This window comes from Heyndrickxia sp. NPDC080065 (genome assembly GCF_050281185.1).
Lineage (GTDB): Bacteria > Bacillota > Bacilli > Bacillales > Bacillaceae_C > Heyndrickxia.
On sequence record NZ_JBNNWS010000016.1, the window covers coordinates 1 to 15,066 of the forward strand.

Sequence of the window (15,066 nt, forward strand, 5' to 3'; positions counted from 1 at the left end):
GTACCTTGCGCTTCCTTAGTGGTTGGACGATGTGTACCCCCACAGTGGACTTTCACCACCAAGATAGTTGCCATGCCTGGCACACATAGAAAAAGACGAACTAAAAAAGTTCGTCTCCCATACTACTTGTAAAATTTTAATCGCACAGATAATTTTTCGAGTATTTATTACAATTTTAAAATCTCGATATATCAAGGTTTTCAGGATATTATCCAATACTACCTTCCATCTCAAATTTGATTAGACGGTTCATTTCTACTGCATATTCCATTGGTAATTCTTTTGTAAATGGCTCAATGAATCCCATTACGATCATTTCGGTAGCCTCTTCTTCAGAAATACCACGGCTCATTAAATAGAAAAGTTGTTCTTCAGAAACTTTAGAAACTTTAGCTTCATGTTCTAATGAAATATTGTCATTTAAAATTTCATTATATGGAATTGTATCTGATGTTGATTGATTATCCATGATGAGCGTATCACATTCAATATTTGAACGTGCACCTTCAGCTTTACGACCAAAGTGAACAATACCACGATATGTTACTTTACCGCCATGCTTAGAAATCGATTTAGAAACGATCGTAGAAGATGTGTTAGGCGCTAAATGCATCATTTTTGCACCAGCATCTTGGTGTTGACCTTTTCCAGCAATAGCGATGGATAATGTCATTCCACGTGCACCTTCACCTTTTAGAAGGACAGCAGGATATTTCATAGTTAGCTTAGAGCCAATATTTCCATCAATCCATTCCATCGTTGCATTCTCTTCACAAACTGCACGTTTAGTAACTAAGTTGTAAACGTTGTTTGCCCAGTTTTGAATTGTTGTATAACGGCAATAAGCATTCTTTTTAATAATAATTTCAACAACTGCACTATGAAGTGAGTTTGTTGTATAAACTGGTGCTGTACAACCTTCAACATAATGAACATGTGCACCTTCATCAACAATAATTAAAGTACGTTCAAATTGTCCCATATTTTCCGAATTGATACGGAAATAGGCTTGAAGAGGTGTATCTACTTTAACACCTGGTGGCACATAAATAAATGAGCCTCCTGACCATACAGCTGAGTTTAAAGCTGCAAATTTGTTATCAGTTGGAGGGATAACTGTTGCCCAATGTTCACGGAAAATATCTTCATTTTCTCTTAAAGCAGAATCAGTATCTTTAAATACAATACCAAGCTTTTCAAGATCTTCCTTCATATTATGATAAACAACTTCAGATTCATATTGAGCAGAAACCCCTGCTAAATATTTTTGCTCAGCTTCTGGAATACCAAGTTTATCAAAAGTGTTTTTAATTTCTTCTGGAACCTCATCCCATGAACGTCCTTGCGCTTCAGACGGTTTTACATAGTAAGTAATTTCGTCAAAATCTAAGCCCTTAAGGTCGCCCCCCCATTGAGGCATTGGTTTATTATAGAAATGCTCAAGAGATTTAAGACGAAAATCTAGCATCCACCCCGGTTCATTTTTCATACGAGAGATTTCTTCGACAATTTCTCGTGTTAAACCGCGTTTTGAACGGAAAACAGAGACGTCTTTATCATGGAAACCATATTTATAATCTCCGATTTCAGGCATCTTTTTTGCCATTTCAATCATTCCTCCATCCTAATTTGTATTGACATAGTTAAAATCCAGTTATTGACTAGAGGATATTTTAAATATATTTTTTGATAAGTTATTCAGAGTCCAAACCCTTTTCCATCGCTTTCCATGCAAGTGTCGCACATTTAATACGAGCTGGAAATTTTGAAACTCCTTGTAGTGCTTCAATATCACCTAAATCTATATCTTCATCATATTCTTTACCTTGAATCATATCAGAAAAAATATGTGAAAGCTTAATAGCCGTCTTTATATCTTTTCCAATAATCGCTTGTGTCATCATGGAAGCAGAGGCCATTGAAATAGAGCAGCCTTCACCGTCGAATTTGGCATCTATTACACGGTCTTCCTCCACTTTCAGTGTTAAATGAATACGATCTCCACATGTTGGATTATTCATATCGATGATCACATTGTTTTCATCGATATGTCCTTTATTGCGTGGATTTTTGTAATGATCCATAATTACTTGTCGATAGAGAGTATCTAGATTGTTAAAAGACATCGCTGAAATACTCCTTTGTTTTTAAAAGTCCAGCAACAAAACGGTCAATATCTTCTTCCGTATTGTACAGATAAAAGCTTGCTCTTGCTGTAGCTGAAACCTTTAACCATTTCATTAGTGGTTGTGCACAATGATGACCAGCCCTGACGGCAATTCCTTCTGCATCTAATACGGTTGCTACATCATGTGGATGTACGTCATCAACATTAAATGTCACAAGGCCTGCACGCTGCATTGGATCTTTTGGTCCATAAACAGTTACGCCTTCCACTTCGGAAAGTTTATTTAAAGCATATGCTGCTAGATGATGTTCATGCTTTGTTATATTTTCCATCCCGATTTCTTCCAAAAAGTCAATCGCTGCACCTAGTCCAATAGCACCAGCGATAATTGGTGTACCAGCTTCAAACTTCCAAGGGAGTTCTTTCCAAGTAGAATCATATAAATCTACAAAGTCAATCATTTCCCCACCAAATTCAACTGGTTCCATATTTTCTAAATGATGTTTTTTTCCATATAACACACCAATACCAGTAGGGCCGCACATTTTGTGACCTGAAAATGCATAGAAATCACAATCAAGATCTTGTACATCAATTTTCATATGAGGTGTGCTTTGGGCACCATCTACAACCATAAATGCACCATTTTCATGAGCAATTTTCGTAATATCCTTGATTGGATTAATTGTACCAAGTACATTCGAGACATGCATGATTGCTACAATTTTTGTATTAGAAGTAACTGTATTGCGAACATCGTCTAAAGTAATTGTTCCATCTTCCTTCATTGGAACATACTTTAATATAGCCCCTTTTTTCTTAGCAAGCTGTTGCCAAGGAATTAAATTACTATGATGTTCCATATAGGAGATGACAATCTCATCTCCTTCTTTTACATGATCATTTCCAAAACTGCTTGCAATGGTATTTATTGACGTAGTTGTTCCTCTTGTAAAAATAATTTCACTAGTGGACGGTGCGTTGATGAAGCGGCGAACCTTTTCGCGAGCCCCCTCATATTTATCCGTAGCTCTAGTTCCAAGTGTATGCACCCCACGGTGTACATTTGAATTATCTTCACGATAATAATTATTTAACGCTTCTATGACAGTATATGGCTTTTGAGATGTCGCTGCACTGTCTAAATATACAAGTGGATGTCCATTGACTTCTTGGTCAAGTATAGGAAATAATTTACGAATTTCTTTCGCATTCATTACTTAACTTTCCTTTCAATGACCTCTGAAAGTGCTTTTTTAACCCCTTCAATTGGCAGTTGATTAACAACTGGCGCCAAGAAGCCATGGACAATAAGACGTTCTGCCTCTTTTTGTGTAATTCCTCGGCTCATTAAATAATAAAGTTGAACCGGATCAACACGTCCAACAGAAGCTGCATGTCCTGCCATAACATCATCTTCATCAATTAAAAGCATTGGATTTGCATCCCCACGCGCTTTTTCACTTAGCATCAATACACGAGATTCTTGCTCAGCATTCGATTTGGAAGCGCCATGTTCAATTTTACCGATCCCATTAAAAATTGAAGATGCTGCTTCTTTCATTACACCATGCTTTAAGATATATCCTTCAGTATTCTTGCCGAAATGAGTAATTTGAGTTGTAAAGTTCTGTGTTTGATTTCCACGACCTACAACCACCGTTTTTGAATTTGAAACAGAACCGTCACCAATTAGGTTTGTTGTATTATTCGAAATAGTATTTCCGTCATTCATCATACCCAATGCCCATTCGATTTGTGCGTCACGGAAGGCAGCTCCACGACGGTTGACATAAGTTGTTACTCCTTCTGCTAGATTATCAACAGAACCATATTCAATTTTAGCATTTCCGTTTGCAATGATTTCTGTAATGATATTCGCAATACCTGCAGCATTTTCATTTGTAGAAATATAATTTTCAACATAAGTAACAGAGCTATTATCATCTGCCACAACTAATACATGATTAAATAGCGGTGCATCGGCATGATCATGTACATAAACGGTTTGAATTGGTTCAGCAATTTCTACATTTTTAGGAATATACAAAAATGTTCCGCCATTCATAAGTGCTGCATGTAATGCAGTTAATTTGTGTTCATCCACTTTTACTGTATCTTTCATAAAGTACTTTTGAACGAGATCTGAATGATCTTTTACTGCTGTAATGATATCAGTAAAAATAACGCCTTTTTCTTTTAATTCTTCTGATAAGCTTAAATATGCAGGTGTTTGGTTATGTTGAATATATAAGCTTTTATTTGCATTTTCTATATCAATCATAGACTTCACAGCTTCAGGTAGTGTATCTAGTGATGGGAATGTATCACTTTCAACCGAATGCTGTGAAAATTGAGTAAAGTTCCATCTTGTAATTCTTGTTTTATCAGGATTAGGTAATGGAAGCTCTTCTGATTTAGCTAATGCTTCAAGTCGGAGCTCTGTAAACCAGCCCGGTTCACCTTTTTCCGTTGAAAAGGAACGGACATAATCCTGAGTCACTGGAAGTGTTGTTTCTACAGTCATGGTAAGTCCTCCTAACTTTATGCTTCTTGCCCAACAGTTTCGTCTTCAATACCAAGTTCATGTTTAATCCAATCATATCCTTCAGCTTCTAAACGCTGTGCTAATTCAGGACCGCCGGATTTTACAACACGTCCTTGCATCATAACGTGTACATAGTCAGGAGTGATATAGTTCAATAGGCGTTGATAGTGTGTAATAATTAAGCAGCCAAATTCACTGCTGCGCATTTCATTAATACCTTTTGAAACAACCTTTAATGCATCGATATCTAATCCAGAGTCAATTTCATCTAGGATTGCAATTTTTGGCTGAATCATCATTAATTGAAGAATTTCATTGCGTTTTTTCTCTCCGCCTGAGAAACCTTCGTTAAGATAACGTTGAGCCATATTAGGATCCATTTCAAGCAATTCCATTTTTTTATCCATTTCACGAATAAATTTCATTAATGAAATTTCATTTCCTTCTTCGCGACGGCTATTAATAGAAGAACGTAGGAATTCGGCATTTGTTACGCCGCTAATTTCACTTGGATATTGCATTGCTAAAAATAGACCAGCACGTGCTCTTTCATCAACTTCCATTTCCAATACATCTTCACCATCAAGGGTAATGCTGCCTTTAGTTACAGTATATTTAGGATGACCCATGATTGCAGATGATAATGTAGATTTACCAGTACCATTTGGTCCCATGATTGCGTGGAATTCTCCACTCTTAATTTCTAAATTGACACCTTTTAATATCTCTTTTCCTTCGATCTCAACGTGTAGATCTTTAATGATAAGTGTAGAACCTGCCATGATTATACCTCCGTTGTATATTAAAAATTTCAGAAATTCATTCTCAATTTATTCTCATTATCAGTTTATAACAAATTAAAACTATAATCAACAAAGAAAAGCGGAGGCGACTGCTTAGCCCCGACAGGCAAATATTCCTTAACCACAGAAGTCCGCCTTTTGATTTCAGTGGTTGAGGAACATTTGACCCCGAGGGGCTAGGAGCCGCAGCTGGACATTACATAACTCTAGTTTTCATCCTCGAATTAGGTTTCCAAAAGAAAAAGCTTCGGAGTTAATTTAACCGAAGCTACATATATGTTATTCACCTTTCACAGGAACAACTGAACCTTTCCATTCTTTAAGAATAAAATCTTGAATTTCTTTTGAATGAAGAACTTCCACTAATGCCTTGATCGCCTTTTTATTTTCATCACCTTTGCGAACAGCGATTATATTCACATATGGAGAATCATCACCTTCAATCGCAATTGAATCGGTTTTAGGATTCATCCCCACATCAATCGCAAAGTTTGAATTAATTACAACCGCATCTCCTTCTCCATTATTATATGCTGTTGTTAAAAATGCTGGATCAAATTCATAATCAAACTTTAAATTCTTTGGATTTTCCACGATATCTTTAATTGTTGCCTCATCTTTATTAATGCCATCTTTTAGCTTAATGAGTCCATTTTTCTCGAATAGAGTTAATATTCTTCCGTGATCTGCCACAGAATTACTCATTAAAATTTTTGCACCTTTTGGAAGCTCATCAAGTGATTTATATTTTTTTGAATATATCCCCATTGGCTCAATATGGACTCCACCAGCATTGACAAAGTCATAACCGAAATCTTTAATTTGTTTATCTAAATAAGGAATATGTTGAAAGTAGTTCGCATCCAAATCCTTTGATTCTAAAGATTTGTTAGGTAATACATAGTCTGTGAACTTTTTAATTTCTAGATTAATTCCTTTTTCCTTTAAAAGAGGTTTTGCTTTTTCTAAAATAACAGAATGCGGTGTATTTGATGCACCAACTACTAATGTAGTTTCTTTGTTTCCGTTGTCCCCAGAAGATTTTTCATTGTCTGATTTACCACATGCCGCCAACCCTAAAACAAGAACTGCAGCAAAAAGTAAGGTTACCCATTTCTTCATCTTTTTTCCTCCTCATATTGTAGCTTATCGCTTATCAATCTTTGTTGTTATTAAATCTCCTATCATTTGAATGATAAAGACAATAATTAATATAATAATTGTTGCAATAAAAGTAACATCTTGGCGATTTCGTTGAAAACCATCTAAATAAGCCAAATTTCCAAGTCCTCCGGCACCAATTGCACCAGCCATCGCCGTATATCCAACAATTGCAATTGAAGTTACAGTTATCCCAGAAACAATGGCAGGCAATGATTCAGGTAAAAGAACTTTAAAAATAATCGTGCTTATTCTAGCCCCCATCGCTCTAGCTGCTTCGATAACACCTTTATCGACTTCCCTTAGACCTATCTCAACTAAACGAGCATAAAAAGGAGCAGCCCCGATAATTAAAGCCGGTAATGCAGCATCTGGCCCAATAATCTTTCCGACTATTACTTTCGTAAAAGGAACTAAAAGTACAATTAAGATAATAAATGGAATAGATCGGAAAATATTCACTATTGCGGAAACAACCGAATTGACCATTTTATTTTGCCAAAGTCCGCCCTTTGCAGTGAAAAATAATAATAGACCTAAAATAATTCCAAGAACAAATGTAGCGATTACCGACCAAAAAGACATATATAACGTCTCTTTCGTCGCCTCCCACATTTGATTCCAATCTACATCAGGAAAGTATTTCTCAATCATTTGCTTTGATCACCTCAAGTCCTATCTTTTGTTGTTGCAAATATTGAATTCCCTTGTTTATCTCTTCCTTTTTACCATCTAAATGAACAAATAATGTACCATATGATCCGTTTTGAGTTTGAGAGATGTTCCCTTGAATAATATTTACGCAAAAGTCAAAGTTACGTATTAGATTCGTAATAATCGGTTGTTCAGCCGAATTTCCTATAAACGTCAGCATAACCACTTGACCATTCGGATACAATTCTAGAAGCTGAGTGGCCGTTTCCTGTGTATCTTGTTGTTCGGTTAACTGCCTTACAAAACGCTGGGTTATTTGCTGCTGTGGATTCTTAAATACATCTAAGACAGAGCCCGTTTCAACGACTTTTCCACTTTCCATAACAGCAACCCTATGGCAAATTTTACGAATGACATGCATTTCATGTGTAATCAAAACAATCGTTAATCCAAGTCTTTCATTAATATCAACTAAAAGATCTAAAATTGAATCGGTTGTTTGCGGATCTAATGCCGAAGTAGCCTCATCACATAACAGTACTTTTGGGTCATTTGCTAATGCTCGTGCAATTCCTACACGTTGTTTTTGACCGCCGCTTAGTTGTGATGGATAGGATTTTTCTCTTCCCTCAAGTCCAACAAGCTTAATTAATTCATCTACTTTCTTCCGACGTTCCTGCCTAGGTACTCCAGCAATTTCAAGTGGGAAAGAAATATTTTCTTCTACAGTCCTCGACCAAAGTAAATTGAAATGCTGAAAAATCATCCCAATTTCTTGTCTAGCCCTTCTTAATTCAGAACCTTTGATTTTTGATATTTCTTTTCCTGCAACATGAATATTTCCTGAAGTAGGTATCTCTAATCCATTCAACATTCGAATAAGCGTACTTTTTCCTGCACCGGAATAACCAATGATTCCAAAGATTTCGCCTTTATTTATGTCAATATTAATATCATCAACAGCTATCACTTTTCCACTCTTTGTAGAAAAGATTTTTTTAACTTTCTGAATAGTAATCATGATGTTACACCTCACTTAAATACAAAATAAAAAGCCTTTCTGCAAAATGAACAGAAAGGCACGAATTTATAGAAACCTTCCTCTCATCTTCCAAAGTATCATTACTTTGTGTGAATTGGCACCATTTCAGTAAACTGACGGTTGCCGGGCTTCATAGGGCACATCCCTCCACCTCTCTTGATAAGAGAACCACTTTTATATTCAATTGATTAATAGATTAATTAATATGAAAATTATTTTACTACACTCGAAAATAAGTGTCAACAGCATTTTCAAGTAAAGCTTTAAGCAATTTTATAATCCCTGCATAACCAAATAATTGATTCAAGTAAAAGTGAATGACGATAGGAACCTTCAACATTTATTTCTCCATATTTACTTAATTGGTGGAGTCGGATTTCACCAGTCAAAAGAAGATTTAGTACATGAGCAGATGCACATATCCTCAAATCTCCTTTTTCATTTATACTTCCTTTAATATATTTACAGTTTTCTCTAGAAAGGATGATCGTCCATTCTTCATCCTCACATTCAAACTTGATGGTAAGTGGGTTTCTAGGTAGTAAAACTTTTAGATGCTTTCTTTCATTTATTTCAACAATAATACGTTCGAATAACTCATTCACACCAATCACCCCTAACACCCTTTTACCATAAATATTTCCGTATTTTCTCCTTTATTCCTTTAATAGTTTTTCTACATAATTTTTAATACAAAAAATAGATAGCAGTTCTTGTCTAAACAAGTCGCTATCTACCTTTGACATCTTAATGGATTACCGGCATTCATGAATGGTCGATTCAGAAAATATTCATCAAATATTTTTTAACACTTCATATAGATTGGTGACAGACTGGAATGCATAGATTTTTTCCTTGCATTCACCATGTTGAAAAATTAATAAACAAGGGACACTTTCAATTGAATATTGTGTTGCGATTTCAGGCATATAATTTAAATCAGCTTTACCAAATTCAAATTGGGGGACTATCTTTTCAACAATATCTAACATTTTACTTGCTACTTGGCATGTACCACATAATGGGGTATAGAAGTACATGGCAAGTTTTTCAGCATTTTTTGTTTTGTGTATTACTTCTTCCTTCGTCCATTCATCCATGATGATATTCCATCCTTTAAACTTAATGATATAAAAAACACCTTGGAGTATACCCAAGGTGATATTGATGTATTAGTCTTCATTAATCATTTCTTCGTATTGTTCTGCAGTCATTAACTCTTCTAATTCACCGGCATTGGAAGGTTCAACAACGATCATCCATGCTTTTTCATATGGTGATTCATTAACGAATTCAGGATTATCACCTAATTCTTCATTTACTGCTACAACTTTTCCACTAACAGGAGCATATAATTCAGAAACTGTTTTAACAGATTCAACACTTCCAAATGGTTCGTTTGCAGTTACTTCATCTCCTACTTCTGGAAGCTCAACGAATACGATATCACCTAACTCTGATTGAGCGAAATCTGTAATTCCAATACGCAGGTTGCCACCTTCATCTTTTACCCATTCATGTTCTTCAGAATAACGTAATTCACTTGGTAAACTCATTAACAAATCCCTCCAAATATTTATCAAAGGCTCTTTTCGTAATCTTATTGCTTTTGATTAAAAATCTTCATAAACCGGAGTCAAAAATTTCCCCGAACCTATGTACATAAAGATGTTCAATACTATACAAAATACGAATAATTTTATCGAAACAGCCTGATTAAGTTAATATTTACATAAAACCTTAATGATATCAAGAAAACAAACTGTGAAAACTATATCCACGTTTTCTCATACATTTCTTCATTAAATCCGACTGTTACTTTTTCATGATCAGTTAAAATTGGACGTTTAATCAGCATTCCATCTGACGCAAGCAGATCTAATAATTCGTCTTCAGAAGCGGATTTTATACGATCTTTCATTCCAAGTTCACGGTATTTTTGACCACTAGTGTTAAAAAACTTTTTTAATTCTAGGCCACTGATTTTATAAAATTCTTCTAATTCTTGACGAGTTGGAGGATTTTCTGCAATATGTACTTCCTCAAAAGCAATATCATGCTCTTCTAACCATTTTTTTGCTTTACGGCATGTCCCACATTTTGGGTACCAATAAAAGGTCATTGCCATCTTTAATCACCACCTTATTATGGGACTACTATTAAATATCGAATAGTAATATTATTCGATATTAACTTTATTTTACCTTCTCAATGCTTTGATTTCAAAGATATTATTTGATATCTTTCTACGTTTTTTATTTCCACCTTCTATCCATTTTGAGAAACTCTTGTAAATATCCATAGGTAGAAGCAGGAGACATAATCATTTGATAAAACAAAATAAATAATATAAAGCCAACTATATTTTTTCTTACCTTTAAGTTTAATGGACTAAATACGAATCTTTTTTGGTAAAGATAGAGGATCCCAAAACTGATCAATGTTAAAGGTAAAACGAGCAAGGTCATCGGACCAACAATCCAATAATGGCCGAATAAAGCTAATATTAAACCAGGTATCCAAGAAAATGTGTATGTTACATCTAAGAATGGCATTATCAAGTTAACACCTGTTAAATATTTCGTATATATTTGTGGTTGTTCCCAAGGTTTAATTGCCTGTAAACCTTCAATCATACCTCTTGCCCATCTTGAGCGCTGTCGTATAAAATGCATTAGGGAGGTGGGAACATCAGTAAAAGCAACTGCTAGTGGCTCAAAATAAACCATATTTCTTCTTTCAAGGAGCTTCCAAGTAACAACAATATCTTCACCAATTGCATCAGGCCAACCCCCTATTTCTAGAATCGTTTTTGTCTTATATAAACTAAATGCTCCTTGTGCTACCAATGTACCTTGGTACAAACCTTGAAGCCTTTTTATGGAAGCAATACCTAAGAAATAATCCCATTCCTGAATCTTTGTCCATATATTCTCACGACTATTTCGAACAAGAACAGAACCTGCTACCGCGGCAACATCATTTGGGCTGCTTTCGATTCTAGCAATAAGATTTCTCACCGCCGATTGATGGATAACGGTATCAGCATCCAAGGTAATGACGTACTTTGTCTCAACATGCTGCAGCCCATGATTTAACGCGTAAAACTTACCTGGCTTCTCCTCGTAAAGTATTTCGCCGTCTAATTGTAACTCTTCTATTGCTCTTTTGGCTTCTGGAGCCGTCTTATCCTTTGAAGCATTATCGATGATAATGACTTTTATCTTTCCTTTATGATCTTGGTTTTTAATATATTTTACGGTATTATAAATACTTTTCTCTTCATTATATGCAGCAATTAAAATGGTAACAGGGTCAATAGGAAATTCATCCTTCACCACTGGCTGCTTATCAAATAATAAACTCATAATTAAAAATGCGTTTAAATACCCTGGAATGTAGGCTATTCCAGTAATAATAATAACTGCTATTGGAAAGGTGACAATTTTGGCTAAATCGGCGATCCACGGATAAGAAATACAGATGGAAAAAACCATCCATATTAAGGCAATGAAATGACTAGCCCAAAATTTAAACTTAACTGTTAAATAATATTTCTTCTGTAGTCTATCAAGAAGATTCCAAGACTTATGCAATAGGTTTCCTCCATTCAAACATACATCTAAAAATTCATATCTTTAAGTTTTCAGTCCGTTACATTTATCATGCTGCATTTGAAAAAAAAAATCCCTGACATGAAAGATTCATGTCAGGGATTTAATTATGGTTTAAAGAACATAACGTTCTGCTTCTATTACCTTTTCAGATGCTTCACGTTTTTTCGTAATGACATTAATTGGTGTGTGACGAATTAATTTACGAAGTGCAGATAACATCATTCGCAGTGTATCACCGTTTTCAATGGCGACGAGTGATTCCTTAGCAAGTTGTTCGATTTCATTGATTGATTCTTGACAGAAAATTTGTGTATAAAGAATTTTTTGTTGGCTTTTCTCTACACCATCTTTATTAATCGCTTTTTCTGTACGAAGAACGGCGGATTCCATCGCATAAGCTAATGAAACAATATCTGCAACATTGACAAGAATTTCTTGCTCCTGTTCAAGCTTTGTACCGAATTTTTGTGCCCCTAATCCAGCAACCATAAGAGCTACTTTTTTCGCATTACGAGTTAAATATTTTTCTTGATCTAATGTATCTTCTCCAATTTCTTCAGGCATCATCATCATAAGTTCTTCTTGAAGGCTTTGAACTTTTTGAAGAAGTGGCAGCTCACCTTTCATCGCTTTTTTCATTAATGTTCCAGGAACAATTAGACGGTTAATTTCATTTGTCCCCTCAAAAATACGGTTAATTCGCGAATCACGATAAGCCCTTGAAATTTCATATTCATCCATGAAACCGTATCCGCCATGGATTTGAACCCCTTCATCCACAACATAGTCAAGCACTTCTGAACCAAATACTTTATTTAGTGAGCATTCAATTGCATATTCAGCTATCGAATTTGCGATTTCATGCCCGTCTTTTGCATCAACATGGCTCATTCTTTCATCAAAAAGACCTACTGTACGATAGACAGAGCTTTCAGCAGCATAAATTTTTGACGCCATTGTACTTATCTTTTCTTTCGTTAAGTTAAATGAAGAAATAGGTGTTTGGAATTGTTTCCGCTGGTTCGCGTACTTAACCGTAATTTCAAATGCGTGTTTCGCTCCCCCTACCGTTCCAACGCCTAATTTATAGCGCCCAATATTTAAAATATTAAAAGCAATTTTATGACCTTTTCCCGCTTCACCAAGGAGGTTTTCAACAGGAACTTCTGCATCTTCTAAAATTAATGTACGAGTGGATGAGCTTTTAATGCCCACTTTCTTTTCCTCTGCTCCTGTAGAAACTCCTGGGAATTCTCGTTCAACGATAAAAGCTGAAAATTTATCTCCATCAATTTTCGCATAAACAATAAATACATCCGCAAATCCAGCATTTGTAATCCATTGCTTTTCACCATTTAAAATATAATGAGTTCCCGCTTCATTTAATTTAGCCGTTGTTTTTGCTCCTAAAGCATCAGATCCAGAGCTTGGTTCTGTTAGTGCATACGCAGCAAGCTTTTCTCCAGTTGCAAGTAATGGCAAATATTTTTTCTTTTGTTCCTCGTTACCAAATAATACGATAGGCAGTGATCCTATCCCTACATGGGCACCATGAGAAATTGAGAATCCGCCTACTTTTGCCATTTTTTCAGCAATAAGTGCTGAGCTTACTTTATCTAATTCTAAACCACCATATTCCTCTGGAACATCCGCACCTAATAGCCCTAGTTCACCAGCAGATTTTAATAGTTTAACCGAACGATCAAATTCATGTTTTTCTAAATATTCAATTTGCGGAACGACCTCATGATTAACATAATCCTCTGTTGTTTTAGCAATCATTTTTTGCTCATCACTAAAATCTTCTGGCGTAAACATTTGTTCAAAAGAAATATCATCAATTAAAAAGCTTCCACCTTTAATCAATTTATCCGTTTGATTTGTCATTATTCTTCCTCCTTAATCATCTTTACGAAATTAATTCAATTACTCCAGCGGCACCCATGCCCCCGCCAATACACATTGTAACGACACCAAATTGAACATTTCGGCGTTTCATTTCATGAATAAGTGATAAAGTCAATTTTGTACCTGTACATCCTAGCGGGTGACCGAGTGCAATTGCCCCGCCATTCACATTCACAATCTCTTCATCTAATTCCAATTTACGAATGACTTGAATCGATTGAGAAGCAAATGCTTCATTTAATTCGAATAAACCAATATCGGATAATTCTAAACCCGCAAGTTTCAGTGCCTTAGGAATCGCTTCAACAGGACCAATTCCCATTATTTCTGGTGGAACCCCTGCAACTGCAAAAGATCGGAATTTTGCCATTGGCACCAATCCTTGAGAAACCGCTTTTTCACGATCCATTAATAATACTGCTGCTGCACCATCACTAGTTTGTGAGGAATTTCCTGCTGTCACTGAACCTTTTATTGAAAATGCAGGTCTTAATTTCCCAAGAACCTCAGCTGTTGACTCAGGGCGTACACCTTCATCCTGTTTAAAAACTATTTTTTTCTCAACCAATTTATTATCAGGACCAACTAAACGTTGTGTGACTTCAACTGGTACAATTTCATCAACAAACTTACCTTCCGCAATTGCCCTTGCTGCTTTTTGATGACTTCTTACAGCAAACGCATCTTGATCTTCACGCGAAACACCAAATTTTTGGGCAACCTGTTCAGCGGTGTGCCCCATCCCCATATAATACTCAGGAGCAGTTTCTGCAAGAGTTGCATTTGGTCGTACGACATGTCCCATCATCGGTACGAGACTCATAGATTCTGCTCCACCAGCAAGTACTGTATCAGATGCCCCAAGCATAATTCTTTCTGCACCATATGCAATTGACTGCAATCCTGAAGAACAGTAGCGATTAATTGTCACTGCTGGAACGGAATGAGGAAGTCCTGCAAGAGCACCAATATTTCTAGCCATGTTTAAACCTTGTTCAGCTTCTGGCATCGCACAGCCAATAATTAAATCATCTATATTTCCATCATAATTCCCTGCTCGTTTCAGGGTTTCTTTTACAACTAATGCTCCTAAATCATCAGGTCTGACATTAGCAAGTGTACCTTTACTTGCTTTGCCTATAGGTGTTCTGGCACCTGCTACGATGACCGCTTCCCGCATGATAATCCCCTCTTTCTTTATGCTT

At 35.9% G+C, this 15,066-nt stretch carries 15 protein-coding genes and 1 riboswitch; all 15 genes read right to left on the bottom strand.

Features of this window, described 5'->3' with window-relative positions; all coding sequences use genetic code 11:
• Positions 1-208: 208 nt before the first annotated feature.
• The 15 genes from sufB to ACQKP0_RS18715 all read right to left on the bottom strand — a co-directional run bounded on the left by sufB (position 209) and on the right by ACQKP0_RS18715 (position 15,041).
• Positions 209-1,606, bottom strand: coding sequence for a Fe-S cluster assembly protein SufB (sufB, locus tag ACQKP0_RS18645; RefSeq protein ID WP_427407340.1), 1,398 nt, complete (start codon positions 1,604-1,606; stop codon positions 209-211).
• An 88-nt stretch (positions 1,607-1,694) separates the two neighbouring features.
• Positions 1,695-2,126 (bottom strand): Fe-S cluster assembly sulfur transfer protein SufU, encoded by a 432-nt coding sequence (gene sufU / locus ACQKP0_RS18650; RefSeq protein WP_427407341.1) that lies wholly within the window; start codon positions 2,124-2,126, stop codon positions 1,695-1,697.
• A complete protein-coding gene (locus tag ACQKP0_RS18655; RefSeq protein WP_427407342.1) occupies positions 2,116-3,345 on the bottom strand; it encodes a cysteine desulfurase in 1,230 nt (409 codons plus the stop codon). Before ACQKP0_RS18655 ends, sufU begins: the two co-directional genes overlap by 11 nt.
• Complete coding sequence (gene sufD / locus ACQKP0_RS18660; protein ID WP_427407343.1) at positions 3,345-4,655, bottom strand: Fe-S cluster assembly protein SufD; 1,311 nt, start codon at positions 4,653-4,655, stop codon at positions 3,345-3,347. Before sufD ends, ACQKP0_RS18655 begins: the two co-directional genes overlap by 1 nt.
• Positions 4,656-4,672: 17 nt before the next feature.
• Positions 4,673-5,458 (bottom strand): Fe-S cluster assembly ATPase SufC, encoded by a 786-nt coding sequence (sufC, locus tag ACQKP0_RS18665; protein ID WP_427407344.1) that lies wholly within the window; start codon positions 5,456-5,458, stop codon positions 4,673-4,675.
• A gap of 300 nt (positions 5,459-5,758) precedes the next feature.
• Positions 5,759-6,601, bottom strand: coding sequence for a MetQ/NlpA family ABC transporter substrate-binding protein (locus tag ACQKP0_RS18670; protein ID WP_427407345.1), 843 nt, complete (start codon positions 6,599-6,601; stop codon positions 5,759-5,761).
• Positions 6,602-6,625: 24 nt separating this feature from the next.
• Positions 6,626-7,294: a methionine ABC transporter permease gene (locus ACQKP0_RS18675; RefSeq protein ID WP_427407346.1), complete on the bottom strand. Its 669-nt coding sequence runs from the start codon at positions 7,292-7,294 to the stop codon at positions 6,626-6,628.
• On the bottom strand, positions 7,287-8,315 hold the full coding sequence (locus ACQKP0_RS18680; RefSeq protein WP_427407347.1) for a methionine ABC transporter ATP-binding protein: 1,029 nt from the start codon (positions 8,313-8,315) through the stop codon (positions 7,287-7,289). Before ACQKP0_RS18680 ends, ACQKP0_RS18675 begins: the two co-directional genes overlap by 8 nt.
• An 80-nt stretch (positions 8,316-8,395) precedes the next feature.
• Positions 8,396-8,502, bottom strand: a riboswitch (SAM riboswitch).
• 97 nt (positions 8,503-8,599) lie between these two features.
• Positions 8,600-8,941: an SCP2 sterol-binding domain-containing protein gene (locus ACQKP0_RS18685; protein WP_427407348.1), complete on the bottom strand. Its 342-nt coding sequence runs from the start codon at positions 8,939-8,941 to the stop codon at positions 8,600-8,602.
• Positions 8,942-9,130: 189 nt separating this feature from the next.
• The gene (locus tag ACQKP0_RS18690) at positions 9,131-9,436 is read right to left on the bottom strand and encodes a thioredoxin family protein (protein WP_427407349.1); all 306 of its coding nucleotides are present in this window, start codon (positions 9,434-9,436) and stop codon (positions 9,131-9,133) included.
• Positions 9,437-9,508: 72 nt separating this feature from the next.
• Positions 9,509-9,892 carry a glycine cleavage system protein GcvH gene (gcvH, locus tag ACQKP0_RS18695; protein ID WP_427407350.1) on the bottom strand — a complete coding sequence of 128 codons (384 nt, stop codon included), beginning with the start codon at positions 9,890-9,892 and terminating at the stop codon, positions 9,509-9,511.
• Between the two features lie 215 nt (positions 9,893-10,107).
• Positions 10,108-10,464, bottom strand: a complete 357-nt coding sequence (locus ACQKP0_RS18700; protein ID WP_427407351.1) for an arsenate reductase family protein — start codon at positions 10,462-10,464, stop codon at positions 10,108-10,110.
• Positions 10,465-10,591: 127 nt separating this feature from the next.
• The gene (locus ACQKP0_RS18705; protein WP_427407352.1) at positions 10,592-11,932 is read right to left on the bottom strand and encodes a glycosyltransferase family 2 protein; all 1,341 of its coding nucleotides are present in this window, start codon (positions 11,930-11,932) and stop codon (positions 10,592-10,594) included.
• 132 nt (positions 11,933-12,064) lie between these two features.
• The gene (locus tag ACQKP0_RS18710) at positions 12,065-13,840 is read right to left on the bottom strand and encodes an acyl-CoA dehydrogenase family protein (protein ID WP_427407353.1); all 1,776 of its coding nucleotides are present in this window, start codon (positions 13,838-13,840) and stop codon (positions 12,065-12,067) included.
• 22 nt (positions 13,841-13,862) lie between these two features.
• Positions 13,863-15,041: an acetyl-CoA C-acetyltransferase gene (locus ACQKP0_RS18715; RefSeq protein ID WP_427407354.1), complete on the bottom strand. Its 1,179-nt coding sequence runs from the start codon at positions 15,039-15,041 to the stop codon at positions 13,863-13,865.
• Positions 15,042-15,066: the final 25 nt, after the last annotated feature.